The following is a 24,681-nucleotide window of genomic DNA, read 5'->3' as shown; positions in this document are numbered from 1 at the left end:
TTGCCGAGTGTTGCACATTATGGTCGGTCGCATGCTGATTCTGATCGCCGGGCCCTACCGTTCCGGCACGGCGGATGACCCCGCGTTGATGGCGCGCAACCTCGAACGGCTGGAGGAGGCGGCGTGGCCGCTGTTCCGCAGCGGGCACGTGCCGATGATCGGCGAGTGGGTGGCGTTGCCCGTGCTGCGCGGCGCCGGTGGCAGCGCGCCGACCGACCCGATCGCGTCGGAGATCATGTACCCGACCGCGGAACGCCTGCTGCGGCACTGCGAGGCGGTGCTGCGGCTGCCCGGCGAGTCGGCCGGCGCGGACGAGGACGTGCGGATCGCGCGAGAACGAGGACTGCCGGTCTACCACCGGGTCGAGGACGTCCCCGGCTACAGGCCCTGACCGCGTGCGGCCAGAACGAACTCGCGCATCCGGCCGTGATCCTTCACGCCACGGCTCGACTCGATGCCGCTGGACACGTCCACGCCCCACGGCCGCGCGACGCTGATCGCCCCGGCGACCGTCTCCGGCGACAGCCCGCCCGCCAGCATCCACTTGCCGGTGGGCGGGTTCTCGGCGAGCCGCGTGATGTCCCACTGCTCGCCGGACCCCGCGACGGGGGAGTCGATCAGCAGCAGCTCCTCGCCGAACGCTCCGGTGCGCACGTCGGTCTCCGGCCCGAGCGCCGTGGCCCTCACCAGTCCGAACGGCAACTCGGCCAGTTCGTCGAACGATTCGCGCGGGTAGTCGCCGTGCAGCTGCAACGCGCGCACGCCCGTCTTCAGCGCCATCTCACCGGCCTCGGCGGCGGTGATGCCGCGCACCACGGCGACGGTGAGGACGTCCGCCGGCACCTCGGCGACGAGCCGCGCGGCCAGGTCGACGTCGATCTGGCGCGGGCTGCTCGTGAGCACGAACCCGACGGCGTCGGCCCCCGTCTCGATCGCGACGGTGACATCGGACTCGGTGCGCAGACCGCACAGCTTCACGAACACACCACCGATCCTACTGATGTGGCCACGAACGCACTGTCGCGCAGCTAACAGTCACAAGCCGATGCGCTGCCTGGTCCTACTTAATGGAAGAGACGGGCAACGGAGGCCGTGATGACTGAACATCAGCTAGCCACTTCGGTTTTGGTGATCGGCAGCGGTGGCGCGGGACTGCGCGCCGCCATCGAACTCGCGGAGAGAGGCGTCGACGTCCTGGTCGTCGGCAAGCGCCCCAAGACCGACGCGCACACCGCACTCGCCGCAGGCGGCATCAACGCGGCGCTGGCGACGATGGACCCGTCCGACACGTGGCAGCAGCACGCGGCGGACACCATCAAGGAGAGCTACCTGCTCGCCAACCCCGAGATCGTGCGGGTCGTGGCCGAGCAGGCGGCGCGCGGCATCGAGGACCTCGAACGTTATGGCATGCCGTTCGCGCGGGAGGCCGACGGGCGCATCTCGCAGCGGTTCTTCGGCGCGCACACGTTCCGCCGCACGTCGTTCGCCGGCGACTACACCGGCCTGGAGATCCAGCGCACGCTCGTGAACCGGGCCACGCAGCTCGACATTCCGATCCACGACACCTGCTACATCACGCGGATCCTGGTGCAGGACAACGTGGTGTTCGGCGCGTACGGGTTCGACCTGAACACCGGTACGAGGTACGTCTTCCACGCGGACGTCGTGATCCTCGCGGCCGGCGGGCACACCCGGATCTGGCGCCGCACGTCGAGCCGCCGCGACGAGAACACCGGCGACTCGTTCCGCCTGGCCGTGCTCGCGGGCGGCAGGATCCGCGACCCCGAGCTCGTGCAGTTCCACCCGTCCGGCCTGATCGAACCGGAGAACGCGGCGGGCACCCTGGTCTCGGAGGCCGCGCGCGGTGAGGGCGGCGTCCTGACCAACGCGTCCGGCGAGCGGTTCATGGCCCGCTACGACCCGCAGCGGATGGAACTGTCCACACGCGACAGAGTGGCGCTCGCCGCGTACACGGAGATCAAGGAGGGCCGCGGCACCCCGAACGGCGGCGTGTGGCTCGACGTGTCGCACCTGCCGCGCGAGCAGATCATGCAACGGCTGCCCAGGGTGTACCAGACGCTGCTGGAACTGCAGATGAAGGACATCACCCGGGAGGCCGTCGAGATCGCGCCGACCGCGCACTACTCGATGGGCGGCGTGTGGGTGTCGCCCGCGGACCACTCGACGGGCGTGGAAGGCCTGTACGCGATCGGCGAGGCGTCCAGCGGCCTGCACGGCGCGAACCGGCTCGGCGGCAACTCGCTCATCGAACTGCTGGTCTACGGCCGGATCGTCGGCGAGGCGGCGGCCGAGTACTCGGCTTCCCTGGACGCGCAACGACGTTCGCACGTCGCGCTCGGCGAAGCACGGTCCGAAGTGGACGAGCTGCTCGCCGCAGACGGCCCGGAGAACGTCCGTGCCCTGCAACGCGCGCTGCGCAACACCATGACCGAGCACGCGGGCGTCGTCCGCGACGAAGCCGGTCTGCGCAAGGGACTCGCCGAGCTGGACGAGCTGGAGGACCGCATCCGCGACGTCGGCGTGCACCCCGACCTCGCCGGGTTCCAGGACCTCGCCCACGCCTTCGACCTGTTGGCCTCGGCGCTCTCCGCCCGCGCGACCCTGGAGTGCGCCCTCGAACGCCGCGAGACCCGCGGCTGCCACAACCGGTCCGACCACCCGGACCTCGATCCCGCGCAGCAGGTGAACCTCGTCTGGGCGGGCCCCGGCCGGGTCGTCCGGGAGGAGATCCCTCCGGTGCCGGACGAGATCGCGTCGCTGATGCGGGAGGTCGACACGGCCGGCAAGCTGGTCGAGTGACCACGTAGGGGCGGGGAGCGATCCCCGCCCCTACGCGCTCGTCACGGCAGAGCTGATTTTACGGCCGGGGCGCCCTGAGGTGCTTGCGCGCCTCCAGTTCGTCCTGCTCCACGACCGTCAGCATCGGCTGGCCGGGCGCGCAGAACATCGTGACGACGAAAGCTGATTCCTCGTCCGTCAGGTGGTTGCCGTCCTGGTAGTGGATGACGTCGCCGCCCGGCTCCCAGAACGTCCCGCCCGCGCGGACGACCCGCTCCGGCTCGCCTTCCAGTTCGAAGACGATGGCGCCCTTCACGACGTAGCCGTACGCGGGCCCGGAATGCCGGTGCGGCGGCGCGCCCGGACTCGACGGCGGCAGCGTCACGAGGATCGTCATGGCCTCGGCGCCGTCCGGGATCTGCGGCGCTCCCGGCACGGTGCCGATGACGTCGATCTTCGGCGGAGGGCCGCTCTTGTCGGGGTTGTCCAGGTGGTGGGTGTGTTCGTGGCTCATGCCAGGTGCCCCCGCGCCTTCAGTTCCTCGGTGCTCACGAACGTGAGCACCGGTGCGCCCGGCTCGCAGATCATGGTCGCGAGCAGCGCGGACTCCTCGTCGGGAAGGAGGTTCGCGCCCTTGAGGTGGATCACGTCACCGCCGGGCTCGAAGAACGCCTCACCGGCCTTGATCACCCGTTCCGGCTCGCCCTCCAGCTGGAACGCGATGGCGCCCTTCACGACGTAGCCGTAGATCGGGCCGGGATGGCGGTGCGGTGGCGCGCCGGGGCTGCCCGGCGGGAAGGACACCAGGATCGTGCGGCCCACCAGGCCCTCGGGCACGGGCGCGGTAGCCGGTGTCTCGGCCAGGATCTCGACCCTCGCCGGCGGGCCGTCCGAGGCCGCTGGATGGTGCGGAAGTTCGCTCATGTCAGAAAGACCACGCAGCGCGCCGGTTTGTGACAACGCCGGAATTCGCGACCTGATCGTCAGTACGGCTCGCCCATGCCGGACACGACCCGTATCTCGATCGCGCTGGTTCCGATGACCGTGCCGGCCTTGAGCCCGTGCGCGTCCTCGGCCTGCACCGAGCGGGAACCGAGGTACTCGCCGGTGCCGGGGTCGATCACGATCTGCGAGGTGACCCCGTGCGTGGTCAGGCCCAGCGCGGTGCCCGTGCGGCTGTTCAGCACCGCGGCCCTGTCGACGATCTCTAGACCCGGCACGCGCGTCAGCGCCTGGTAGACCGCGGACCGCACGTCGGCCGGGTACATGCCGGTGTCGAGGCCGCTCGTGACCATGAGGACGAGGTTGCCGCCGCGGTCCTCGTCGCGCAGCTTCTCGTAGAGGGCGCGCGGGTCGCGGGGCAGTGCGGCGATGTACTCGGCCGTCGGGTTGGTGAAACTCACCGGGACCTCGTCGCCGAACCAGCGGCCGCCCTCGGCCCTCCACTCGCCCTCGGCGCGGTCGAAGCCGGGCGGCAGGTCCTTCTCCGACCCGATCAGCCACTGCCTCTCGCCCGTGTCGATGCGGCGATGCAGCCACGTGCCGCGCCGGTCGGCAGGGATCCACGTGATCCGCGACTGGTCCGCGAGGAACATCCACCTGTAGCCGTCGTCCTTCACCGCCCGGCGGGTGTACTGCAGCACGTACAGGTACTGGCCTGGCCCCTGGTGCGCGTCACCGACGACACCGGCGGCCTGGTTGAGCAGCCCGGCCGCGGCGGCGCTACCCACACTCGGGCCCTTGTCACGCGACATCAGCGAGGGGCCGACCAGGGCCGCGCCCGCGATGACGACCATGGCGGCGGCCGCGGCCACCACCGGGATCCGGCGCCGGCGACGTGGCGCCAGTGGAACCACCTCGCCCGGCTGCTCGGCGTCGATCCGGGCGAGCAGTGCTGTGCGACCCCGCTCGAACGCCTCGTCGCTCATCGGGGCGACGTCCGACATCGCCCACTTGACCGTCTCGTCCTCGACCTGGCGAATCTCGTCACGCATCGTCGTCACCCTCCTGTCCGTTGATCCTCGCCCGCAGCCTGGCCCGCGCCCGGAACAACCGGGTCCGCACCGTCGCCACCGGCGTGCGGGTCACCTCGGCCACCTCGGCCGCGCTCAGGTCGGCCCACGCCACCATGAGCAGCACGTCCCGTTCCTCGGGCCGCAGGTCCGCGAGCGCCTCGGTCAGGTCGCTCATCAGCGACTTGGCGTCCACCGCCGCCGCCGTGCGGTCGTCGACGTGGTCGGTCACCGCGCGCCTGCCGTGATCACGCGCCCAGGCCCGCAGGCGTCTGCCCTCGGAACGCACGTGCTGGCGCAGCAGGTTGGTCCCGATCCCGAACAGCCACGCCTTGACGCTCGCGCGGGCAGGGTCGAAGCTCTCACGGCGTTCCCAGGCGATGAGGAACGCCTCGGACACCAGGTCGTCCGCGATCACGGCGTCCACCCGCAGCGCCAGGTAGCGGTGCAGATCGCGGGCGTGGCGGTCGTACAGTTCGACCCAGGCGTCCCTGTCCAGAGGCTTCGTCACCCCCGGTCCTCCTGATCGCGCCGGCGGCGCTGTCTCGGTGCTCACGGAACTTATTGGCCGATCGGCGCCGGAGCGTTCCCGGCTCGGCGGTGTGACCTGCCCCTCTCGATCATCGGGAGCTCGACGAACCGGTAGGTCAGATCGGCGATCCCGATCGCCACCAACGACGTCAACAGTGCCATGACCAGGCCCGACGCGCCCGTGAGCAGCACGACGGAGTGTGCGATCGACTGCACCAGGTAGATCGAGTACGACCGCTCGCCGAGCCACGCCATCGGGCGCGCCGAGAGCAACCGCTGCACCCGTCCGGGAGTCAGCAGCGAGGGCAAAGCCAGCCCGACCGCGACGGCGTAGATCGGCACCACCGACACGAAACCGGGGATCACGCCGTCCAGCGCGCCGGAGATGAGCGGAACCGACAGGTGCACACCGAGGAACAGCAAGATCACCCACGGCGTCGTGAACGGCCTGACCAACGCGAACCCCCGCCTGTTGTTCATGAGCAACGCCAGCGCGCAGCCGACGAGCACGGTGAAGTAGTGCACCGACCAGCCCTTCGGGTCGGACGACACGGTGAACGGCACGACGGCCAACGCGAGCGCCATCAGCCCGACGGTCACGGCCGGTCGCCGGCGGGGCAGCAGCGCGAACGCCAGCAGCGGCCACACGAGGTAGAACTTCTGTTCCACACCAAGGGACCACGAATGCCCGTACGCGCCGCCGTGCCCGAACTCGTTGAGGAACGTCAGGTACAGCGGGAAGTCACGGCCGAGCGGGTTCTGCCAGAACTGCCCGGCGACCAGCAGCCCCGCGGCCGTGACGAGCAGGACCACCAAGTAGACCGGCAGGATGCGGAACGCCCTGCGGCGGTAGAAGTCCCTGAGGCTGATCCGCCCGGTGCGCGCCTGTTCGCGCAGCAGCAACGTGGTGATCAGGAAGCCGGACAGCACGAAGAAGATCTGGACCCCGAGCCATCCCTGCAGCCACTGCGGCCCGCCGTAGTGGAAGAAAACGACCATCAACGCGGCGATGGCACGCACGCCGTCCAGCGCCGGAAAGCGCTTCAGCGCAAGGAATTGCTCGTGGGTCATGCACCCTCTTGGTCGATGTACCTCCGCGCGTTCCCATGAGGACTGTCACATTCCCTTTGTCGAAACGCTGATGCGCCTACCGGCCAAGTACTGACGTGAACGAGATGCTGTTGATCAGCCGGCTCGCCGACGTGGTCCCGCCGATGTCCGCCGAGGCGTTCGAATCGGGCCGCAGACGTCTGCTGACCCGGCACCGCTGGGTGGCCGCACGCCGGATCGTGCGCGTGCTGTGGTTCGTGGCACTGGCCGCGGTGCCGATCTCCCTGGCCGTCATGGGTTTCTACTTCCTCGACCTGCAGGTCTACCGCACGGGCGGGGAGGCGTGGCTGCAGGGGCAGGCGCTCTACGTCGGCTTCCCCGGCGCCCTGGACGGTCCGCGCCTGCCGTTCACCTATCCGCCGGTCGCCGCGGTGATCTTCAGCGGGCTGACGTTCCTGCCGTTGTGGGCGGTGAACTCGCTCGTGGTGGTCGTGAACTTCCTGTGTCTGTCGGTGGTCAGCGTTCTCGTCACCGCACGGCTCACACAACGTTCGGACGTCGTGTGGACCGTCGGGCCCGCCGTCGCGGTCCTCGGTGTGGCACTGGAACCGGTGATCTCGACGTTCCTCTTCGGACAGATCAACCTGGTGCTGATGGCGCTCGTGGTGGTGGACTGCCTGGCGGTGCGCGACCCGCGCTTCCGGGGACTGCTGGTCGGCGTGGCCGCGTCGATCAAGCTGACCCCGCTGATCTTTCTGCTGTACTTCCTGGTGCGCAGGGAATGGCGTGCGGCGGCGATGTCGATGGTGGCCTTCGCCGGGATGGCCGCGCTGGGATTCCTGTTGGCCGCCAAGGACTCCGCGGAGTTCTGGTTCCACGCGCTGCTCGACCCGGGCCGTGCCGGTGGCCTCGCGTACATGGCGAACCAGTCGTTGCGCGGTGTGCTGCACCGGATCAACCCCGGCGAGCACGCGGAGTCGTTGCTGTGGATGGGGTTGTCGGTGGTCGTCGTGATGCTCGCGGTCGTGGCGGCGCACAAGGCGCGCGACGAGGTCGCGGCGCTGACCACGATCGCGGCGGCGGGCCTGCTCGTCTCGCCGGTCTCCTGGTCGCACCACTGGGTCTGGTGCGTGCCGGCGTTCCTGGCACTGGGTTTCGCGCGCGGGCGCTGGGCCAGGCCGACGCTCGGCGCGTTGCTGGTGATCTTCCTCGTGCGCCCCTTCAGCTGGCTGCCGAGCACCGGCGACAAGGAGATGCTGTGGACCTGGCAGCAGCACATTTACGGCGACGCGTACACATGGGTCGCGATCGGCGCGCTCGTCGTGCTGGCCGCCAGGCCCGGACTCAGCAGCGCTTGGTCCGCACGAGGCCTCGGCTCGACTCCACGATCACGAAGCTGAGCCGGTCGGGGTCCGCGGCACCGAGCGTGACGCGGACCTCGGCGTTGATGTTGATGTTCCGCTGCTCGCCGCACGGCACCCACTGGATCTCGGTCGCGTCCGGGCGGTAGCGGGTCTGCCAGCTGTCACTGAACGGCCCGGTGAACGGCTGGGTCACCGTCGCGGTGGGCGAGGTGCCCTGCAGGTAGGTGCTGACCCGGCTCAGCCCGGTCGCGCCGTCCTGCAGGTGCGCGTAGCCCTCGTAGGTGGTCCGCGCCAGGCCGTAGGTGTAGCCCTGCGGCGCGTTCACCCGCAGGTTGACCTGGCAGTTCTTGCGCTGGTCAAGCGGGGACGAGCCGTTGCCCGCCCGCGCCAGGAACGTGTGGTAGCCGATCGTGAAAGTTCGGTCGTCCGTCTCGACGTCGGCGTCGCCGGCCGGGCAGCCCGAACCGTTGACGGTGACGACTTCGAGGAACGGCGCCGGCTGCTCGGCCGGTGCCAGAGCGGACAGGGCGACGAGTGTTGCCGCTGCCGTGGTGAGCATGGGGGAACCTCTCCGAGGAGTCGTGGGCGGCGGCCGCCTCAGACGGTAGCGGCGATGCGCCTGACGGTTCCCTGACGATTCATGGCTTGAAGGGCAGCAGTTCCTCCTCGACGCCGGTCCTGACCACCACGCACGTCGACTCCGGCACCTCCTGCCACGCCCCGACCAGATCGCCCAGCGGCTCGGACACGATCAGCCGCGAGTCGTCGGTGAGGTCGTGCAGCGCCGGGTTGTCCGGGTACTGGCGGCGCAGCGTCGACACGTCGGTGCTGTGGAACAACGACCGCGACTTGCCCCGGCTCGAGTACCGGAACGCCCAGGTCGTCGAGCCGTCCGTGACCGCGACCGTCATCTGGACCGGGTACTCCACGCCCGCCCGCCGGCCGACGTCCTCGACGAACTCGACCATGCGCGCCACCCCGGCCGGCGGGTCCTGCTCCAGCCCGAAACTGACGGCGAGGTAGAACATGATCTCCGAGTCCGTCGACCCCTCGATCAGCGGGAACAGCACGGGGTCGATCGCCAGCATCAGCTCGCGCCGCACCAGCGGGAACTTCGCGATGAGCCCGTTGTGCATCCACAACCAGCTCCCGTGCCGGAACGGGTGGCAGTTCGACCGCTGCACCGCTCCGCCCGTGGAGGCCCGCACGTGCGCGAACACCCGGTCGGCGGTGATCTGCGCGGAGAGTTCGCGCAGGTTGCGGTCGTTCCACGCCGGTTCGGTGCTCAGGAAGAGACCGGGCGCGCTCGTGCTGCCGTACCAGCCGATGCCGAACCCGTCACCGTTCACGGCGGTCGCGCCCAGCCGGGCGTGCTTCGACTGCATGACGAGCGAGTTCTCGGGCGCGTAGAGCAACTCCTCCAGCAGGACCGGCGAACCGGAATACGCGAGCCACCTGCACATGTCGAACCTCCTGAACACCCAGTGCTACAGGGGAACACTTGACATCCTCTCCGTCCTAATGGGTGGAGATTCTCTCCACGCTGCGCGTGGACGGCGCGGCGTCTGAGTGGGTTACCGCTTCGCGGCGCGGTGCCAGCACGGGTGCTGCTCTTACCTGCGCTCCACGGTCGTTTGAGTTGTCCGCCTGCCCGGCGGCCAACACGTTCCTGGCGGCGTTGATGTCCCGGTCGTGGACGCTGCCGCACGGGCACGTCCACGACCGCACGGACAGCGGTTTCGGCCCGTCGATCCGCCCGCACTCCGAACAGGTTTGCGAGGTCGGCAGCCATCGGTCGATCCGGGCGAAGACACGTCCGTACCGGTCCGCCTTGTACTGCAGCATGCCGGTGAAACCGGCCCACCCGGCGTCGTGCACGGACTTCGCGAGCCTGGTGCGACCGAGACCAGCCACGCACAGGTCCTCGACGTAGACCGCTTGGTTGTCGCGGATGATCGCCGTGGACAGCTTGTGCTGCCAGTCCCGTCGCCTGTCGGCCACCTTCGCGTGCGCGCGGGCAACCTTGACGACGGCTTTCTTGCGGTTGTTCGAGCCCTTGACCTTGCGGCTCAGCGACTTCTGCAACCGCGCCAGCCTGCGTGCCGCCTGGCGCAGGAACCTCGGCGCGGCCACCTTTGTACCGTCCGAGAGCACCGCGAAATGCGTCAGGCCCAGATCGATACCGACCTCGGACTCGGCCGTCGGCAGTGCCTCGTCCCGCCCCGTCGTGACGACGAACGAGGCGAAGTACCGGCCTGCCGCGTCCTTCGCGATCGTCACCGAGGACGGTTCAGCGGGCAGCTCACGCGACCAGCGCACGTCGAGGTCACCGATCTTCGGCAACCGCAACCGTCGGTTACCCAGCACCGCGAACCGGGCATTGCGGGTGAACCGGACAGTCTGCCGGTTGTCCTTGCGGGACCGGAACCGGGGCGGGGCGACCTTGCGGCCCTTGCGTTTACCCGTGACTGAGGCGAAGAAGTTGCGGTACGCGGTGTTCAGATCCGCCAGTGCCTGCTGCAACACCACCGCCGACACCTCACCCAGCCACTCCCGTTGCGGCGTCGCCTTGGCCAGGGTGATGACCTGCTTGGACAGTTCTCCGTCCGACAGGTATGGCCGGCCGTTCTCACGGGCGGTCTGGCGTGCGCGCAGCGCATCGTTGAACACCACCCGCGCACACCCGAACGCCCGCGCCAGCGCGTCCCGCTGGCCCGGCGCCGGATAGACGCGGAAGTTGTACCGAAGCTGCACAACCCGATCCTATACGGTTGGTTTCATGGCAGATCTGGCTGATGTTCGCACTGGCCGGCATTGCGTTTCTGCGCTTCACGCGCACTTGGTCTTCGTGACGAAGTACCGGCACAAGGTGTTCAGCAACCGGCATCTGACGCGGCTGGAAGAGATCATGCGGGCGGTCTGCGCCGACTTCGAGACCGAGCTGGTCGAGTTCAACGGCGAAAACAATCACGTACACCTGCTGGTGAGCTTCCCGCCCAAGGTCGCGATCTCGAAGCTGGTCAACAGCCTCAAGGGCGTCTCCTCCCGCAGGATGCGCCAGGAATTCCCCGAACTGACCCGCCACTACTGGCGGGCACAACGACTCTGGTCCGGGTCGTACTTCGCCGGTTCGGTCGGAGGTGCGCCGATCAGCGTGCTGCACCAGTACATCGAACAGCAGAACCGGCCGGTCTAGGACACGCTCGGCCGTACCGGCCGCCCACGCGGGCCTTCACCACCGGGCTGAAGCCCGGCGCACTAGCCCGCACTACCGGTAGCAGACCGGAACGGGAGGTTTGCGGCGACGCGCCCTCCTCGGGCAGCATGGCTGAGGTGACGGTCCCTCCCGGCTTACGGCCCCCGCCCTACGAACAGCCGCGCGGGAACTTCGAGACGATCGAGGTGTACGCGCCCGTCGCGCAGGTGCCGGTGCAGGCCGAGCCCGCCCCGGAAGCCGAGGACCGCTCCGACCTCGCCGTCATCGGCCCGATCGCCGCGCTCGTGCTCGCCCTGACGATCAGCACCCTGATCCTCGAACACCCGGCCGCCCGCGCCGTCGCCGCCGGTCTCGCCACCATCGGCCTGATCGTGGCCGTCGTGCTCATGCTGATGGGCCGGAAGCCGAAGCCCGGCCGGCACGTGGCCCGGCACGCCATCGACCCCGAGGCGACCGAGCGGATCGCTCCGCCCGGCTGGGGCGCGACCGACCGGCGCCGCTGACCGGCGCCGTTCGGTTCCCGAGAAGCTCACTTCAGGGTCGCGAGGCCGGCCTTCGCGTACTTCTCGTCCAGGTCGCCGCTGGGCGCGCCGCCGACGCCGATGCCCGCGACGGACGTGCCGTCGATCGCCACCGGCACGCCGCCACCCAGGAACAACGTGCCGGGGATGTCCCGCAGCGTCGCGCCCTGGCCCGTGACACGGCCGGCGAGTTCCGAGGTCGGGGCGTTGAACGACACCGCGGTGAACGCCTTGCGGCGCGCCGACTCCTCGGTCTGCGGGCCCGCGCCGTCGCCGGCGAGCAGCACCACGACGTCGCCGCTGCGGTCCACGACGGCGACCGTGACGCGCTGGTTCTCCTTCTCGGCGGCGTCGAGCGTGGCCTGCGCGGCCTTGATTGCCGCGTCGATGGTCAGCACCTTCTCCGTGCGGGTGGTGGTGTGCTGGTCGGCTGCCGCGTAGCCGCCGCCGATGCTCAGCACGACGAGGGTGGCGATTGCGATCTTCTTGAGGTCCATGGCTACTACGGTTCCCTGTTCAGGGCTGCGTGCCATGGTGGTGATGGTCGAACCTCGGTTCAACCCATTGGTTGACCCGCCAGACCTGCCGAGTCGCCTAATGTCGCCGAGGTGTGGCTGCACAGGGCGATGCATGCGGGTTTCTACGTGCTGTTGACGGCGTCGGCGGCGCGGTACGTCGCGTACCACGGTGCCGACCTGGTCGTGCTCGGCCTCGCTCTCGCTCTCGGCGCGCTCTATCCCGCGGGCGTGCGGTGGACGCGGGCGTTGCCGGTCGTGCTCTCCGTGTGGCTGGTGCTGGTGTGGCTCGCGCCGAGCTTCGGCTGGTGCGCGATCCCATTGTTCTTCCAGTGCCTGCGCCAGCTCAGGCCACGAGTGGCGCTGCCGATCGCGGCCGTGCTGACGGCAGCAGTGGTGCTGGCCCAGATCAGGCTGGCCACGACGTTCGACTGGTCGCTGGTGCTCGGTCCGGTGGGCGTCGCGGTGCTGACGGCGGCGGTGTTCTTCGACCGCGCCCGCCTGCTGCACGAGGCCGGGGTGCTGGAGGAACGCCAACGCCTCGCCCGCGAGATCCACGACACCCTGGCCCAGGGCTTCTCCAGCATCAACCTGCTGCTCTCCCTGGGCGAAACCAGGAGAGCCGCCGAGGTCGCACGCGAGAACCTGGGCGAGGCGCGGCGGTTCGTGCGCGACCTGACGCCGATCCACGGCACGCTGGTCGACGCGCTGCACCGGCTGGTCCCGCACGTGGAGGTGGACGGCGACCCGTACGCCCTGAGCGTGCAGACCGAGGTGGCGCTGCTGCGGGTCGCGCAGGGTGCCGTGGCCAACGTCTTCGAGCACTCGGGCGCCGGGCGGGTGGCGATCACGCTGTCGTACCTGGGAGACGCGGTGACGATGGACGTCGTGGACGACGGCCGCGGGTTCGACCCGGAGGAGGTGAAGCCGGAGGAGGGCCGCGGCTACGGCCTGGCGTCCATCCGCGGGCGCATCACCGAGCTGGGTGGCACCGTGTCCGTGGAGAGCGCGCCGGGGGAGGGAACCGCGGTGGCCGTGACGGTGCCGACGCCATGAGGGTGCTGGTGGTCGACGATCACCCGGTGGTCCGGTTCGGGCTGGTCGGGTTGTTGTCGCGCGACTTCGAGGTGATCGAGGCCGCGACCGGCGAGGAGTCCCTGACCAAGGCGTCCACGGTGGACGTCGTGCTGATGGATCTCCAGCTGGGCAAGGGAATCGACGGTGTGGAGGCCACCAGGCAGATCCGTGCCATGGACAACGGCCCGCAGGTCGTGATCCTGACGACCTACGACGCGGACGCCGACATCGTGCGCGCCGTCGAAGCGGGTGCCATCGGCTACCTGCTCAAGGGCTGCGACCCCGAAGACCTGGCCAAGGCCGTGCACACGGCGTCGACGGGCCAGACCGTGCTCTCCCCGGACATCGCGCAACGGCTGCTGGGCCAGGTCCGCGACCCCGCGCCGAAGCTCAGCAAACGCGAGATCCAGATCCTTCAGAACCTCGCCAAGGGCCTCGCGAACAAGGAGATCGCGAAGGCGCTGTTCATCAGCCAGGCCACCGTGAAGACCCATCTGGTGCGGATCTTCGTGAAGCTCGGCGTGGAGACGCGGACGGCGGCCGTGACGACCGCCGTGGAACGCAAGCTGATCCGGCTCTAGTCCAGCGACGGCGGCGTCGTGCGGGTGAGCCGCTGATCCGGCTGGCTGCCCGACATCGCGAGCATCCCGCGCAACACCTGCAGCAGCTTGCGCAGCCCGCTCGGCTTGCGCCGGTCGATGCCGCCGATCACCTGCTTGAGCACGGACAGCTGGTCGAAGTAGATCCGCTCGGTGACCAGGTTCTCGTCGGCGTCGAAGATGAAGTACGCGTTCATGCGCGTGCGGTGCTTGCCACCGGTCGCCGGGATCTTGCCCAACGGCCCGAGGTGCGTGCCGATCAGCCAGAACTCCACGATCACGGCGTCGACGCTGTGCCGGAACGAGATCAGCTCGTGGTGCTGGTCGGGGAACGCCACGCGCGTGTCGGTGTAGTACTGGCGGACGGCGCTGTCGCCGTCGTGCACGACCATCTGGGCGATGACCTCGTAGTGCGGGTGCGGGAACGTCGAGAGCGTGGCGTCCCAGTCGTGCGCCACCTCGTCGCGGAAGTGGTCGAGCACGAGCTTTTCGCGGGCCCGCAGGACTTCCTCGGACGGCAGGGTGAAGCGGTCGGGCATCGCTGAGCTCCTCAGTGGACGATCTGGCCGTGGCTGAACGTGGGCCTGGTGCCGGGGTTGGTCCAGGCGCCGGTGAGTTCGCTGGAAGGGAAGAACTGCAGGAACCGCGGGTCGGCCTGGCTGCGGTCGGCGAGCGTCTTCTCCAGGATGATCGAGTTGTACTGGTCGGCGGTGGTCTCGACGGTGTTCGCGTTGAGCACGACCTCCTGCTGCCACCGGCGCGTCCACGACGCGAGGCCGGGCAGCTTCGAGTGCTCGGGCGTCAGCGCCTCGGCGGCGATCACGTTCTCGCTGCTCACCCAGATGCCGGTCGAGGTGTTGACCACGAGGCTCTGGTTGCCGAACACGTGACCCGGCGTCTTGACCACCGCGACGCCGGGGCCGAGCACGACCGAGCCGTCGATCGGCAGGAACGCCTCCGCCGGCAGGTCGCGGTAGGTCGCCGGCTGGTACCAGGGCTTCTGCAACGGGTGCAGTTCGCTCAGGGCCGCCAGTTCGTCGCGTTGCACGATCACCTTGGCGTTCGGGAAGTACGGCGTGGCGCCGATCCAGCGCCGCAGGTCCTGGGTGTGCAGGTGGTCGAACATCAGGTAGTCGACGTCCTCGGGTGCGATGCCGAGCCGTTCCAGGTGGCCGGGCACGGTGCCGTGGACCTTGACCATGCGCCGCTCGATCACGTCCGGCGTCCGTCCGGACAGGTCCTCGAAGTACGGCGTGTACCGGCCGTACTCGTGGTCGCTCGGCTCGAACAGCAGGATGCGCTCGCGGCCGTCGTCGTGCCAGCGGATCACCAGCATCCGGTTCGTGATCGACAGGAACGGCGCGATCGCCCGCGAGGCCCTGAACAGGCCGAACCGCGTGGGATACGGCAGCGTCACCAGGTCACGCGTGACGATGCTGTCCGGCGTGCCGGTCGTGGCGAACTCCCGCCGGAACGCCTCGCCCCGCTCACGGGCGACGCGCAGCCGCGCGCCAGGCCCGCCCTCGACATCCATGTGGTCGAGCGTGTCGATCCGGGTGAAGCTCATCGTCCCCTCCAATACCCACGCTGTGGGTTAATTCGAGGTTAAACCCACGCTGTGGATATCCGCAAGGCACAATGGCCGCGTGACTGAACCGCGCCGAGGCCGTCCGCGCACGCCGCTGCTGTCCCGCGAGTCGATCGTCGCGGCGACGCTGCAGGTCATCGACGCCGAAGGCGTGGCGGGCGTGGGCATGCGGTCGGTCGCGCGGGCGATCGGGGTCGACGCGAAGAGCCTCTACAACCACGTGGACGGCAAGGACGGGCTGCTCGACGCGGTGGCCGAGCATCTGCTGGGCGGCCTGGTCCTGCCGGAGCCCACCGGTGACGCGTGCCGCGACCTGCGTGCGATCGCGCAGGCGTTCCGGGCTCGTGCGCTGGCCCATCCGGGAGCCGCGCCACTCGTGCTCACCCGCCAGCTCTCGTCGCTGGAGGGCCTCGCTCCGGTGGACGCGGTGCTGGAGGTGCTGCTGGCAGCGGGCGCCTCGGCCCAGGAATCCGTGCACCTGCTGCGGATGCTGCTCGCGACACTGATCGGCACGTTGCTGCGCGAGGTGTCGGCGGCGCCGACGTTCGGCGGCGCCGACGGCGCACGCCGCGGAGCACTCCAGGCCTCGGGGTTGCCCGCGGTGGTGCGGACGGCACCGCACCTGGCGGAGTTCGACCGCGAGGCCGAGTTCGAGTACACGGTGGACCTCGCGGTCACGGCCGTGCTGACGCGTATTGATCTTCAGACTGCGCGTTAGGCCGAATGGCGGCAGACTTCGCCGCGTGAACCATCGACGGTGGCCCGTGGTCGCGGCGGCGGGGTTCGTCTTCGCGGCGGTCGTGTACGTCCTCGCGGTGCTGACGAAGGCCGGCCAGACCATCGAGAACGCGGCCCTGCGCGGCGCCGACCAGGACAACGTCACCGAATCGGACGCCGCCTGGGACGCGCTCGGCCAGATCACCGTCTACTCGCTGGCTGCGGCGGTGGTGGCGGTCGCCCTGGTCGGCGTGCTCAGGAAGCGCTGGGACCTCACCGTTGCGGCGGTCGGCGTGATCGTCGTGGGCCAGGTCGTCGTGCAGGCGCTCAAACGGTTCGTCCTGCCGCGTCCGGAGCTCGTCGAGGTGACCGGCGACTACGCGCACAACAGCCTCCCGAGTGGACACACGACGATCGCGATGACCGTGTTGTTCGCGGCGATCATCGTGGTGCCGTGGAAGTGGCGTGGCGTGATGCTGTTCTTCGTGCTGCCGTGGGCCACCGCGATCGGCCAGTACACGCTGACCGCGAAGTGGCACCGCCTGAGCGACACCCTCGCCGCCGACGGCATCGCGCTCGCCGTCGCGGCCCTCGCCGCGTGGTGGTTGCAGCGCAAGGGTTCCCTGCAGCCCTACACGGGACCGCGCCGAGCCGGACGGGTGGTCCTGGTGGTGTTCTGGTCGTTCGTCGCCGCCGCAACACTGGCCCTGGGCGGGATCCTGTGGGGGTTCTCGCTGGCGAACGAGGGTCTGAACGCGGACGAGTGGGTGATCTACCTGGGCGCGGGCACGTTCGCGACGGCCGGGTCGCTGATCGCCGCGCTCACGTACCTCGCGTGCTGGCGCCGGATCGCGTGACAACCAGTTGATCTCTCGCGCGTCCTGTCTGGTGGAGAGGTTTCCAGAGGAGGGGACAGGACGTTGAGTTTCAACCGACGTGCCGCGCTGACATTGGGCGCCGGAGCGGCGCTGGCCGTGGCCGTGCCCGCCGCGGCGCAGGCCTCGACGGTCACCGGCAAGCTGCGTGAACTGGAGAAGCGGCACAACGCGCGCCTCGGCTTGTTCGCCACGGACACCGGCACCGGTCGCACGGTGCTGCACCGCGCGGACGAGATCTTCCCGATGTGCTCGACTTTCAAGACCATTGCGGCGGCGGCGATCCTGCGCAAGGACCGCGACGGGACGTTGCTGGGCAAGGTGATCACCTACACGCAGTCCGATGTGGACAAGTCGGGCTGGGGCCCGGAGACCGGCAAGCCGGAGAACCTCGCGAACGGCATGACCGTCTCGGCCCTGTGCGAGGCGACCATCACCTACAGCGACAACTGTGCGGCCAACCTGCTGCTCAGGGAACTCGGCGGCCCCACGGCGATCAGCCGCTTCAGCCGTTCCATCGGCGACCCGGTCACGCGCCTCGATCGCTGGGAGCCGGAGCTGAACTCGGCGGAACCCGGCCGCATCACCGACACGACGTCACCGCGCGCCATCGGCCAGAGCTACGCGCGCCTGACGCTGGGCCACGCGCTCAACTCGAACGACTCCGACCAGCTCACGAAGTGGTTGCTGGCCAACACGACCGGCGGCAACCGCATCCGCGCCGGGCTGCCGTCGGCGTGGCGCTGGGGCGACAAGACCGGCACCGGCAGCTATGGCACCACCAACGACGTCGGCATCGCGTTCCCGGCCGGCCGCGCGCCGATCGTGATCGCCGTCCTGTCGACCAGGAAGGACGAGCCGACCGGCGGCGCCGACGAACCGCTGCTCGCCAAGACGGCGGAGCTCGTCGCGGCGACGTTCAGCTGACCGCACCCACGGCTCGAAGAGCGGCCTGGAGCAGTTCCCCGTGAGCTGCTCCAGGCCGTTCTGATGCCGTCGAACGACGAGGGCTGATCGTCGAACGCTGGTCGAACGCGCGTTCACCGGCTACGGTCGCAATGCGAATCTCGTTCACGTTCCAAAGGCGGCGGCGATGCGGCGAGCGGTTCTCCTGGTGGTCCTCTTCCTTCTCTCCCTGGCGGTCACACCCGTGCGGGCGGAGTCGTTCGACGGCTCCGAGCTGCGGGTGTCCGGCGGGGTCTTCCGCGACGAACACGGCCGCGAGGTGGTGTTGCGCGGCTTCAACGTCTCCGGCACGGCGAAACTCGCGGAGTACCGCGGGCTCCCGTTCGCGAACACCGCGGACGCGCGCAGGTCCGCGCAGGCCATGAAGCAGCTGACCGGCGCGAACGCGGTGCGGTTCCTGCTGACCTGGGCGTGGATCGAACCGCAGCGCGGCCAGATCGACCACGCCTACCTCGACGGCGTGACGGCGCAGCTGCGCGCCTTCACCGGCCTCGGCATCCGCGTCTACCTCGACTTCCACCAGGACCTCTACTCACGCCACCTGTTCAACAAGGACAGCTGGTACACCGGCGACGGCGCACCGGCGTGGGCGGCGAGCGGGTACCCCAAGGAGTCGTGCGGCCTCTGCTTCCACTGGGGCCAGAACATGAAGAACAACAACGCCGTCACCGCCGCCACGTACGACTTCTGGCACAACCGCGACGGTGTGCGGGACTCGTTCGTCGACGCGGCCGGCGAGGCACTCAGGCACGTCAGGGAAGCCTTGCCCGCCAACGAGTTCAAGCTCGTCGTCGGTGTCGACCCGCTGAACGAGCCGTACGCCGGCAAGTACGACGCCGGTCAGACCTCGCAGACGTGGGAGCGCGACCTGCTGATGCCGTTCTACCACCGGTTCCGCGCGGAGATGGACGAGGCGGGCTGGACGGCCAAGCCCGCGTTCGTGGAACCGCTGGTGTTCTGGAACCAGAACGTCGACTTCTTCGCCGAACCCGGCGGCCTCACGCTCGTGCCCGCCCTCGGCGAACGGTTCGTGTTCAACTCGCACTTCTACGACGGCAAGGCGCAGTCGGGGGTCCTCATGCCGGGCAAGGCGGCGGACGGCGAGTACACCCAGGCGTTCGGCACGATCCGCGACCGCGCGAGGGCACTCGGCACCACCTCGATCGTCTCCGAGTTCGGCCACCCCGTCTCGGGCTTCACCTCCGACAAGATGCCGTCCGTGCTCAAGGCGATCTACCAGGGTCTCGACTCGACGGCGCCGGGTGCGCGCTGGTGGTCGGCGCCGCGCGGCAGCGTGATCTCGGGCAGCCAGTGGCACTGGGACACCAACTACGGCCGTCACCACGAACTGATGAACGACAACCCCGGCAAGGTCATGACCGATGGCGACGCCATGAACGACGAGCACTTCTCGGCGGTCAAGCTCGACGAGGCAGGCAACGCGGTGCTCAACGTCGACCGGGCGATCGTCGACCGCGTCTACCCGCAGGCCGTCGCGGGCACCACGCTCGCCTTCGCCTACGAGGACCGCGCCTACCAGACCTGGCAGCAGATCCCGCTGCCCGCCGTCCGCACGCTCGTCGGCTCGGCGCCGTTCGCCGTGCTCGTCTGGGACTCGAACGGAGGCTCCGCGCCGACCGAACTCCACCTGCCCGAGTCCCTGCGCTCGCCGTTGGTGATCAGCTCGGCGTCCTCGTCCGCCGAGGGCGGCAAGCTGCTGCTGCGAAGCGGCCAGGGAAGGCAGTTCGCGCTGGTCACGGCCCCGTCGGCAGGCAACGTCGCGGCGGCCGAGGCCGAGATTCGACAGTGGTACGTAAGCTGGTGAAGTGCGAACTAGGCCCACTCTGAGCTGGTCGAACCCGGGCCCGGCGCTGCCGCGCACCACCACCCTCACCGACGTCGTGCCGATCGTCGCGGAGGGTGGGGTGCTGGTGCTCAGCGGCGCGGGCCTCTCCACCGAGTCCGGCATCCCCGACTACCGCGGCGAGGGCGGCTCGCTGCGCAAGCACACCCCGATGACGTACGAGGAGTTCACCACCAGCCAGGCCGGCCGGCAGCGCTACTGGGCGCGCAGCCACGTCGGCTGGCGCACCATCGCCCGCGCGCGGCCGAACGCGGGCCACCACGCCGTCACCAGGCTCGCGGGCTTGCTCTCCGGCGTCATCACCCAGAACGTCGACGGCCTGCACCAGGCCGCGGGCTCGCCGGACGTCGTGGAACTGCACGGCGGCCTCGACCGCGTGATCTGCCTGGACTGCGGGCTGCTCTCGCCGCGCATCGACCTCGACCGCCGCCTGCGCGAGGCGAACCCGGACTTCCACGCGACGACGGACGAGATCAACCCGGACGGTGACGTCTTCCTGCCAGAGGAGACCGTGAAGGACTTCGTGGTCGTCCCGTGCGTGGAGTGCGGCGGCGTCCTCAAGCCGGACGTCGTGTTCTTCGGCGAGAACGTGCCGCGCCCCCGCGTCGAACAGTGCTACTCGCTCGTCGACGGCGCACGGTCCCTGCTCGTCCTCGGCTCCTCGCTGACCGTCATGTCCGGGCTGAGGTTCGTGCGGCGGGCCGCCACCGCCGGAATCCCGGTCGTGATCATCAACCGGGGCGAGACGCGAGGTGATCCGCACGCGTCGCTGAGGGTCGACCTGCCGCTCGGAGAATCATTGACGGAGCTGGCTGGTCTATTGCTGTGACCGGAACTGGTCCAGCACGCGCCGTTCCCGCTTCGTAGGACGCCCCGCACCCCGGTCGCGCCGAGCGATCGGGGCCTCCACCGGTGGCGGGGGAGTGCGGTCGATGAAGCAGGTGGCCGCGTCCGCCGCGCCCACGCGTTTCTGGATCACCCGCACCACGTCGACCGTCCAGGTCTTGTCGTTCACACGAACGCGGACCTGGTCGCCGGCGGCCACGGTCGCCGAGGCCTTCGCGGGCTTGTCGTTGATGCGCACGTGGCCGCCCTTGCACGCCTGAGAGGCGTCCGGGCGGGTCTTCGTCAGCCGGACCGCCCACAGCCAGCGGTCGATGCGCGTGGACTCCACCCCGCCATCATGGCACTCTCGGAGATCATGAGGCTTCTGGCGGTCGCACTGACCCTCGCCGCGTCACTCACCCCCGTCGGCCCGCTCGGTGAGCTCACCGGCCTCGCCGTGCAGCGCGTCCAGGTCGCGGACCTGGTGGCGGCGGCCAAGTTCGGGACGGCACAACCGATCGACGATCCCGCGCGCGAACAGCAGGTGCTCGACGGCGTGCGGGCCAAGGCGGTGGAACTGCGCCTCGACCCCGAGAACGCGGCACGGTTCTTCCGCGCCCAGATCGAGGCGAACAAGCTCGTGCAGCGCGGCCTTTACGCGCGCTGGACCGAGCATCCAGAAGAAGTCCCGCAGCACCGGCCCGATCTCGCCACCGAGGTCCGGCCGGTCCTCGACCGGCTGACGACCGGGATCCTGGCCGAGCTCAAGGACACCGAACAGTTCCGCCGCCCGTCGCTGAAGTGCGAGGTCCACGCGACCATCGCGGAACGGTCGGCGGTGGTGCTGCACCGCCTCGACCGGTTGCACGAGAACGCGCTGGCCGAGGCGATGCGGACGGTCTGCGGCTAAGCCTCCACTGTGGACTGCAGGCCGAGCATTCTGGCCAGGCCCGACAGTTCGAGCACCCGTGTCACCTGCTCCGACGCGGCGGAGAGCTTCAACCCGCCCGCCGCGGCCGAGGCACGCGCATGTCCGCGCACGAGAGCACTCACCCCGCTGGAGTCGCAGAACGTGACGGCTGCCAGGTCCAGCACGACGTAGCGGTGGCCGTCGTCGAGCAGACGGTCCAGCCGCGCGAGCAGTCGTTCCGAACCGGAGCCGGCGAGTTCACCGGAGACAGTGACGAGGGTGGAGGCAGGCGACGACTCGGTCACCATGACTTCGAGCATTTCGCAGCTGTACCCAGTGGTGCCCGCCGCGAAACTGGTTCTCGTGCGCGTTCTTCTGACGTCTTTGCCCATCCACTCCCACCTGATGCCGACGATGGTGCCGCTCGCGCGGGCGTTCCGGCAGAGGGGCCACGAGGCCGTGATCGCGACAGGGCCCGCGATGGCGCACCTCGAGCACACCGTCGTGATGCCGGACATCCCGGCGCCGTCGGACCTCGGGCCACCGCCACCGTGGATCCCGGAACGTGACGGCGTGCTGAAGGTGCCGCTCTGGTCCGACGCGCTCGTGGTCGCGTCCGCCGCCAACATCCTCGACTTCGCCCGCACCTGGCGTCCGGACGTCATCGTGCGCGAGACCAGCGAGTACGGCGGCCAGATCGCCGCCGAGGTGCTCGGCATCCCGCACGCGCTGATCGACATCGCCCCGTTCGCGCCGCTGGAGATCCCGCTGCTCGACGAGCTGGTGGACAAGGTGCGCGCCAGGTTCCAGGTCGGCGCGACCGAACCGGTCCTCACCGCCGGCCTGACCCCGGCGTCGTGGCACCCGGCCCAGCACCACTTCCGCGTGCCGATCGAGCAGGGGGACGAGGAGGGACCGGAGATCGTCGCCTCGTTCGGCACCTACGCCCAGTGGCTGATGCCGGAGTCCACGCTGCCGCACGTCTTGGTGGAGGCGCTGGGTGAGGTCTCGGCACGCGCTGTCGTCGCGATCGGCCACGGCGAGTGGACCGGCCCGCGCCCGCCGAACGTCCGCCTCGCACCGGAGATCCCGCAGCAGCGGCTCCTGGGCACCGCGAAGGTGTTCGTGACGCACGCGGGCTACAGCGGCGTGCGGGAGGCGCTGACCGCCGGCGTGCCGATGGTCGCGATGCCGTTGTTCGCCGACCAGCCGCGTAACGCGGACCGCATTCAAGATCTCGGCGTGGGCGTGCGGGTGGACGTGAAAGGGCTGACCGCCACCGTTCTGGTTGAACGGATCCAGCACGTGCTGAACACGAGGAAATATCACGACGCCGCTGAGAACCTGGCCGCGCAAATAATCGATCTTGAGGTTTTCACGAATATTCCGGACCACCTCGTATCCGCTGTGTGACGACATTTTGGGTGTGACCAAAAGCTTCGACGGAAATTTAGTCCGTCTGGAGACTGGCGGTGGGGCAGGTGCTTGTTGGGGAGAACAGGTCGCCTGTAAGAGGGGAAACAGGGGGGAACATGAAAAGGCACGTGCGCGACAGTTTCTTCGTCGTGGGCGAAGGTGTACTGGAATTCGACGGCAGAGGTGGGACCATCACGCGTCAGCCCTCCACAGCGGAGGAACTGCGCCGGTTCCGGTTCTCGCGACTGGGGCCGAAAGGGCCGCGAACGGACGAGGAGACGCGGGTCGCCCTCGCCACCGCTGTCACCGCGGACGTTCCGCAGCCCGACTCGGCGGATCCGGCCGTTCCGGCGGGGTTCACCTACCTCGGTCAGTTCGTCGACCACGACCTCACCATGGACCGCACCGAGTCGCAGCTCGGGCAGGACGTGAACCTCGACGAGCTGACGCAGGGCCGGTCACCGGCGCTGGACCTCGACTCGGTCTACGGCCGCGGCCCGCGCGACAAGGACGACCAGGTCTTCTACGCCCAGGACGGCGTGAAGCTCAAGGTCGGCACCACCACGCCGGTGCCGTTTCCGGACGAGGGCACCAACGTCCCGTTCGAGGGCTTCGACCTGCCGCGCCGCGGTGGGACGGCCGGCACGGCGGCGGATCGGCGGCTGCCGCTGATCCCGGACGCCCGCAACGACGAGAACCTCGTGGTGGCGCAGACGCACCTCGCGTTCATCCGCTTCCACAACCGGGTGGTCGACGAGCTCGCGCTCACCGGCCTCACGGGTGAGCGGCTGTTCCGCGCAGCCAAGGAACTCGTGGTGCGGCACTACCAGTGGATGCTCAGGACCGACCACCTGCCGAGGATCATCGACCCGGCGATCGTGGACGACGTCTTCACCAACGGCCGCAGGTTCTTCGAGGTGCCCGGCCGGTGCCGGGACCACTCGCCGACCATGCCGATCGAGTTCTCGGTCGCCTCGTACCGCTTCGGGCACAGCCAGGTCCGCGGCGCGTACCAGTGGAACCGCGTGTTCAACTCGGCCGGGCCCGGTGGCATCGCGACGCTGTTCGCGCTGTTCACCTTCACCGGGGTGAGCGGCAACTTCGATCCCAGCTCCGGCACGCCGGCCGACCTCGACGACGTCAACCGGGGCCCGGTCTTCACGTTGCCCAGCAACTGGATCGCGGACTTCCGGCGGCTCTACGACTTCACCGAGGCCGAGCGGGACGACCTGGTGCCGCCCGCGGAGTCCGGTGGCGGCAACGTCACCAAGCGGATCGACACGCTGCTGGTCGACCCGCTGACGCAGCTGCCGGCCGGCACGTTCGGCGGGCGCGGCACGCAGTTCCGCGAGATCGAGCGCAACCTCGCGTTCCGCAACCTCACCAGGGCCTCGATGATGGAGCTCGCCACCGGGCAGCAGATCGCCGAGCTGTTCGGGGTGGAGCCGCTCACCGCAGAGCAGATCCTGGTGGGCAACGGCGGCGCGGTCGTCGAGGGCCTGTCCGAGGAGCAGAAGGCGCAGCTGGTCGCGGCCACCCCGTTGTGGTTCTACATCCTGCGCGAGGCCGAGGTCGGCAACGGGCTGATGGGCCCGGTCGGCGGCCGGATCACCGCGGAGGTCTTCCACCGCGCGATGGAGGGCAGCCGGATCTCGATCGTGCGCTCGCCGTACTGGCGGCCCACCCTCGGCCCGGACTCCAGCACGTTCCGCATGGTCGACCTGCTGCTGTTCGCCTTCGAGGGCAAGGCCGACCTGCTGAACCCGCTGGGCGACCCGATCAGCTGATCTTCCTCGCGTGTCCTGTCTGACTGGGTGGTGGCAGTCAGACAGGAG

29 protein-coding genes are annotated in these 24,681 nt (G+C 69.5%); 15 read left to right on the top strand and 14 right to left on the bottom strand.

Annotated elements, in window-relative coordinates; genetic code table 11:
- The first annotated feature begins 31 nt into the window (after positions 1-31).
- Positions 32-391, top strand: a complete 360-nt coding sequence (locus IG04_RS0106660; RefSeq protein WP_173850014.1) for a DUF4406 domain-containing protein — start codon at positions 32-34, stop codon at positions 389-391.
- Here the strand turns inward: IG04_RS0106660 and IG04_RS0106655 are convergent.
- The gene (locus IG04_RS0106655; RefSeq protein ID WP_030475654.1) at positions 379-984 is read right to left on the bottom strand and encodes a phosphoribosylanthranilate isomerase; all 606 of its coding nucleotides are present in this window, start codon (positions 982-984) and stop codon (positions 379-381) included. The two genes, IG04_RS0106660 and IG04_RS0106655, sit on opposite strands and share 13 nt — an antisense overlap.
- A gap of 111 nt (positions 985-1,095) precedes the next feature.
- On the opposite strand from IG04_RS0106655, the gene IG04_RS0106650 reads away from it, so the two are divergent.
- On the top strand, positions 1,096-2,820 hold the full coding sequence (locus IG04_RS0106650; protein ID WP_030475653.1) for an L-aspartate oxidase: 1,725 nt from the start codon (positions 1,096-1,098) through the stop codon (positions 2,818-2,820).
- Between the two features lie 58 nt (positions 2,821-2,878).
- Here IG04_RS0106650 and IG04_RS0106645 read toward each other — a convergent pair whose 3' ends face one another.
- The 5 genes from IG04_RS0106645 to IG04_RS0106625 are packed head-to-tail and all read right to left on the bottom strand — an operon-like array spanning position 2,879 to position 6,413.
- Positions 2,879-3,313 carry a cupin domain-containing protein gene (locus IG04_RS0106645; RefSeq protein ID WP_051769052.1) on the bottom strand — a complete coding sequence of 145 codons (435 nt, stop codon included), beginning with the start codon at positions 3,311-3,313 and terminating at the stop codon, positions 2,879-2,881.
- The gene (locus IG04_RS0106640; RefSeq protein WP_030475651.1) at positions 3,310-3,723 is read right to left on the bottom strand and encodes a cupin domain-containing protein; all 414 of its coding nucleotides are present in this window, start codon (positions 3,721-3,723) and stop codon (positions 3,310-3,312) included. The genes IG04_RS0106645 and IG04_RS0106640 overlap by 4 nt, the downstream gene beginning before the upstream one ends.
- Positions 3,724-3,782: 59 nt before the next feature.
- The gene (locus IG04_RS0106635) at positions 3,783-4,793 is read right to left on the bottom strand and encodes a CU044_5270 family protein (RefSeq protein WP_144065605.1); all 1,011 of its coding nucleotides are present in this window, start codon (positions 4,791-4,793) and stop codon (positions 3,783-3,785) included.
- Positions 4,786-5,322 (bottom strand): RNA polymerase sigma factor, encoded by a 537-nt coding sequence (locus IG04_RS46310; RefSeq protein ID WP_036013948.1) that lies wholly within the window; start codon positions 5,320-5,322, stop codon positions 4,786-4,788. Before IG04_RS46310 ends, IG04_RS0106635 begins: the two co-directional genes overlap by 8 nt.
- 50 nt (positions 5,323-5,372) lie before the next feature.
- Entirely contained in the window at positions 5,373-6,413 is a 1,041-nt protein-coding gene (locus tag IG04_RS0106625; RefSeq protein ID WP_051769050.1) for an acyltransferase family protein, read from the bottom strand.
- A 104-nt stretch (positions 6,414-6,517) separates the two neighbouring features.
- Between IG04_RS0106625 and IG04_RS0106620 the strand changes: the two genes are divergently transcribed.
- Complete coding sequence (locus IG04_RS0106620) at positions 6,518-7,792, top strand: glycosyltransferase 87 family protein (protein WP_245816590.1); 1,275 nt, start codon at positions 6,518-6,520, stop codon at positions 7,790-7,792.
- Here IG04_RS0106620 and IG04_RS0106615 read toward each other — a convergent pair.
- The 3 genes from IG04_RS0106615 to IG04_RS0106605 all read right to left on the bottom strand — a co-directional run bounded on the left by IG04_RS0106615 (position 7,737) and on the right by IG04_RS0106605 (position 10,510).
- Positions 7,737-8,315: a DUF4360 domain-containing protein gene (locus IG04_RS0106615; RefSeq protein ID WP_030475646.1), complete on the bottom strand. Its 579-nt coding sequence runs from the start codon at positions 8,313-8,315 to the stop codon at positions 7,737-7,739. The two genes, IG04_RS0106620 and IG04_RS0106615, sit on opposite strands and share 56 nt — an antisense overlap.
- A 79-nt stretch (positions 8,316-8,394) precedes the next feature.
- Positions 8,395-9,219 (bottom strand): class II glutamine amidotransferase, encoded by an 825-nt coding sequence (locus IG04_RS0106610; protein ID WP_030475645.1) that lies wholly within the window; start codon positions 9,217-9,219, stop codon positions 8,395-8,397.
- A 55-nt stretch (positions 9,220-9,274) separates the two neighbouring features.
- The gene (locus IG04_RS0106605) at positions 9,275-10,510 is read right to left on the bottom strand and encodes an RNA-guided endonuclease InsQ/TnpB family protein (protein ID WP_030475644.1); all 1,236 of its coding nucleotides are present in this window, start codon (positions 10,508-10,510) and stop codon (positions 9,275-9,277) included.
- Positions 10,511-10,535: 25 nt separating this feature from the next.
- On the opposite strand from IG04_RS0106605, the gene tnpA reads away from it, so the two are divergent.
- Positions 10,536-10,952 carry an IS200/IS605 family transposase gene (gene tnpA, locus IG04_RS0106600; RefSeq protein WP_030475643.1) on the top strand — a complete coding sequence of 139 codons (417 nt, stop codon included), beginning with the start codon at positions 10,536-10,538 and terminating at the stop codon, positions 10,950-10,952.
- Between the two features lie 137 nt (positions 10,953-11,089).
- On the top strand, positions 11,090-11,476 hold the full coding sequence (locus IG04_RS0106595) for a hypothetical protein (protein ID WP_144065604.1): 387 nt from the start codon (positions 11,090-11,092) through the stop codon (positions 11,474-11,476).
- A 26-nt stretch (positions 11,477-11,502) separates the two neighbouring features.
- Here the strand turns inward: IG04_RS0106595 and IG04_RS0106590 are convergent, their stop codons facing one another.
- Positions 11,503-11,991 carry a GlcG/HbpS family heme-binding protein gene (locus IG04_RS0106590; RefSeq protein WP_030475641.1) on the bottom strand — a complete coding sequence of 163 codons (489 nt, stop codon included), beginning with the start codon at positions 11,989-11,991 and terminating at the stop codon, positions 11,503-11,505.
- Positions 11,992-12,102: 111 nt separating this feature from the next.
- On the opposite strand from IG04_RS0106590, the gene IG04_RS0106585 reads away from it, so the two are divergent.
- Together IG04_RS0106585 and IG04_RS46305 are read left to right on the top strand one after the other, a co-directional pair.
- Positions 12,103-13,065: a sensor histidine kinase gene (locus IG04_RS0106585; protein WP_036013945.1), complete on the top strand. Its 963-nt coding sequence runs from the start codon at positions 12,103-12,105 to the stop codon at positions 13,063-13,065.
- Positions 13,062-13,667, top strand: a complete 606-nt coding sequence (locus IG04_RS46305) for a response regulator (protein ID WP_030475639.1) — start codon at positions 13,062-13,064, stop codon at positions 13,665-13,667. The genes IG04_RS0106585 and IG04_RS46305 overlap by 4 nt, the downstream gene beginning before the upstream one ends.
- On the opposite strand, the gene IG04_RS46300 is transcribed toward IG04_RS46305, so the two are convergent.
- Together IG04_RS46300 and IG04_RS0106570 are read right to left on the bottom strand one after the other, a co-directional pair.
- Complete coding sequence (locus IG04_RS46300) at positions 13,664-14,224, bottom strand: ester cyclase (RefSeq protein WP_030475638.1); 561 nt, start codon at positions 14,222-14,224, stop codon at positions 13,664-13,666. The genes IG04_RS46305 and IG04_RS46300 overlap by 4 nt on opposite strands.
- 11 nt (positions 14,225-14,235) lie before the next feature.
- Positions 14,236-15,252, bottom strand: a complete 1,017-nt coding sequence (locus IG04_RS0106570; RefSeq protein WP_051769046.1) for an MBL fold metallo-hydrolase — start codon at positions 15,250-15,252, stop codon at positions 14,236-14,238.
- 79 nt (positions 15,253-15,331) lie between these two features.
- Between IG04_RS0106570 and IG04_RS0106565 the strand changes: the two genes are divergently transcribed.
- The 5 genes from IG04_RS0106565 (at position 15,332) to IG04_RS0106545 (ending at position 20,524) form a co-directional block, all read left to right on the top strand.
- Positions 15,332-15,991 (top strand): TetR/AcrR family transcriptional regulator, encoded by a 660-nt coding sequence (locus IG04_RS0106565; protein ID WP_030475636.1) that lies wholly within the window; start codon positions 15,332-15,334, stop codon positions 15,989-15,991.
- Positions 15,992-16,016: 25 nt separating this feature from the next.
- Positions 16,017-16,847, top strand: a complete 831-nt coding sequence (locus IG04_RS0106560) for a phosphatase PAP2 family protein (protein ID WP_245816574.1) — start codon at positions 16,017-16,019, stop codon at positions 16,845-16,847.
- A gap of 63 nt (positions 16,848-16,910) precedes the next feature.
- Complete coding sequence (bla, locus tag IG04_RS0106555) at positions 16,911-17,792, top strand: class A beta-lactamase (protein ID WP_030475634.1); 882 nt, start codon at positions 16,911-16,913, stop codon at positions 17,790-17,792.
- A 187-nt stretch (positions 17,793-17,979) separates the two neighbouring features.
- A complete protein-coding gene (locus IG04_RS0106550; RefSeq protein WP_248782518.1) occupies positions 17,980-19,656 on the top strand; it encodes a cellulase family glycosylhydrolase in 1,677 nt (558 codons plus the stop codon).
- Between the two features lies 1 nt (position 19,657).
- Complete coding sequence (locus IG04_RS0106545) at positions 19,658-20,524, top strand: NAD-dependent protein deacetylase (RefSeq protein ID WP_030475632.1); 867 nt, start codon at positions 19,658-19,660, stop codon at positions 20,522-20,524.
- On the opposite strand, the gene IG04_RS0106540 is transcribed toward IG04_RS0106545, so the two are convergent.
- Positions 20,513-20,869, bottom strand: coding sequence for an RNA-binding S4 domain-containing protein (locus IG04_RS0106540; RefSeq protein ID WP_030475631.1), 357 nt, complete (start codon positions 20,867-20,869; stop codon positions 20,513-20,515). The genes IG04_RS0106545 and IG04_RS0106540 overlap by 12 nt on opposite strands.
- A gap of 9 nt (positions 20,870-20,878) precedes the next feature.
- Here IG04_RS0106540 and IG04_RS0106535 point away from each other — a divergent pair, with 9 nt between their 5' ends.
- Complete coding sequence (locus tag IG04_RS0106535) at positions 20,879-21,430, top strand: chorismate mutase (protein ID WP_030475630.1); 552 nt, start codon at positions 20,879-20,881, stop codon at positions 21,428-21,430.
- Here IG04_RS0106535 and IG04_RS47100 read toward each other — a convergent pair.
- Positions 21,427-21,750 (bottom strand): STAS domain-containing protein, encoded by a 324-nt coding sequence (locus IG04_RS47100; protein ID WP_063758217.1) that lies wholly within the window; start codon positions 21,748-21,750, stop codon positions 21,427-21,429. The genes IG04_RS0106535 and IG04_RS47100 overlap by 4 nt on opposite strands.
- Positions 21,751-21,793: 43 nt before the next feature.
- On the opposite strand from IG04_RS47100, the gene IG04_RS0106525 reads away from it, so the two are divergent.
- Positions 21,794-22,843, top strand: a complete 1,050-nt coding sequence (locus tag IG04_RS0106525) for a glycosyltransferase (RefSeq protein WP_159460503.1) — start codon at positions 21,794-21,796, stop codon at positions 22,841-22,843.
- Positions 22,844-22,962: 119 nt separating this feature from the next.
- Positions 22,963-24,633 carry a peroxidase family protein gene (locus tag IG04_RS0106520; RefSeq protein WP_030475627.1) on the top strand — a complete coding sequence of 557 codons (1,671 nt, stop codon included), beginning with the start codon at positions 22,963-22,965 and terminating at the stop codon, positions 24,631-24,633.
- Positions 24,634-24,681: the final 48 nt, after the last annotated feature.

It is taken from the genome of Lentzea albidocapillata (assembly GCF_000719115.1).
GTDB classification, from domain to species: domain Bacteria; phylum Actinomycetota; class Actinomycetes; order Mycobacteriales; family Pseudonocardiaceae; genus Lentzea; species Lentzea albidocapillata.
This window is presented reverse-complemented; position numbering and strand designations above follow the sequence as displayed.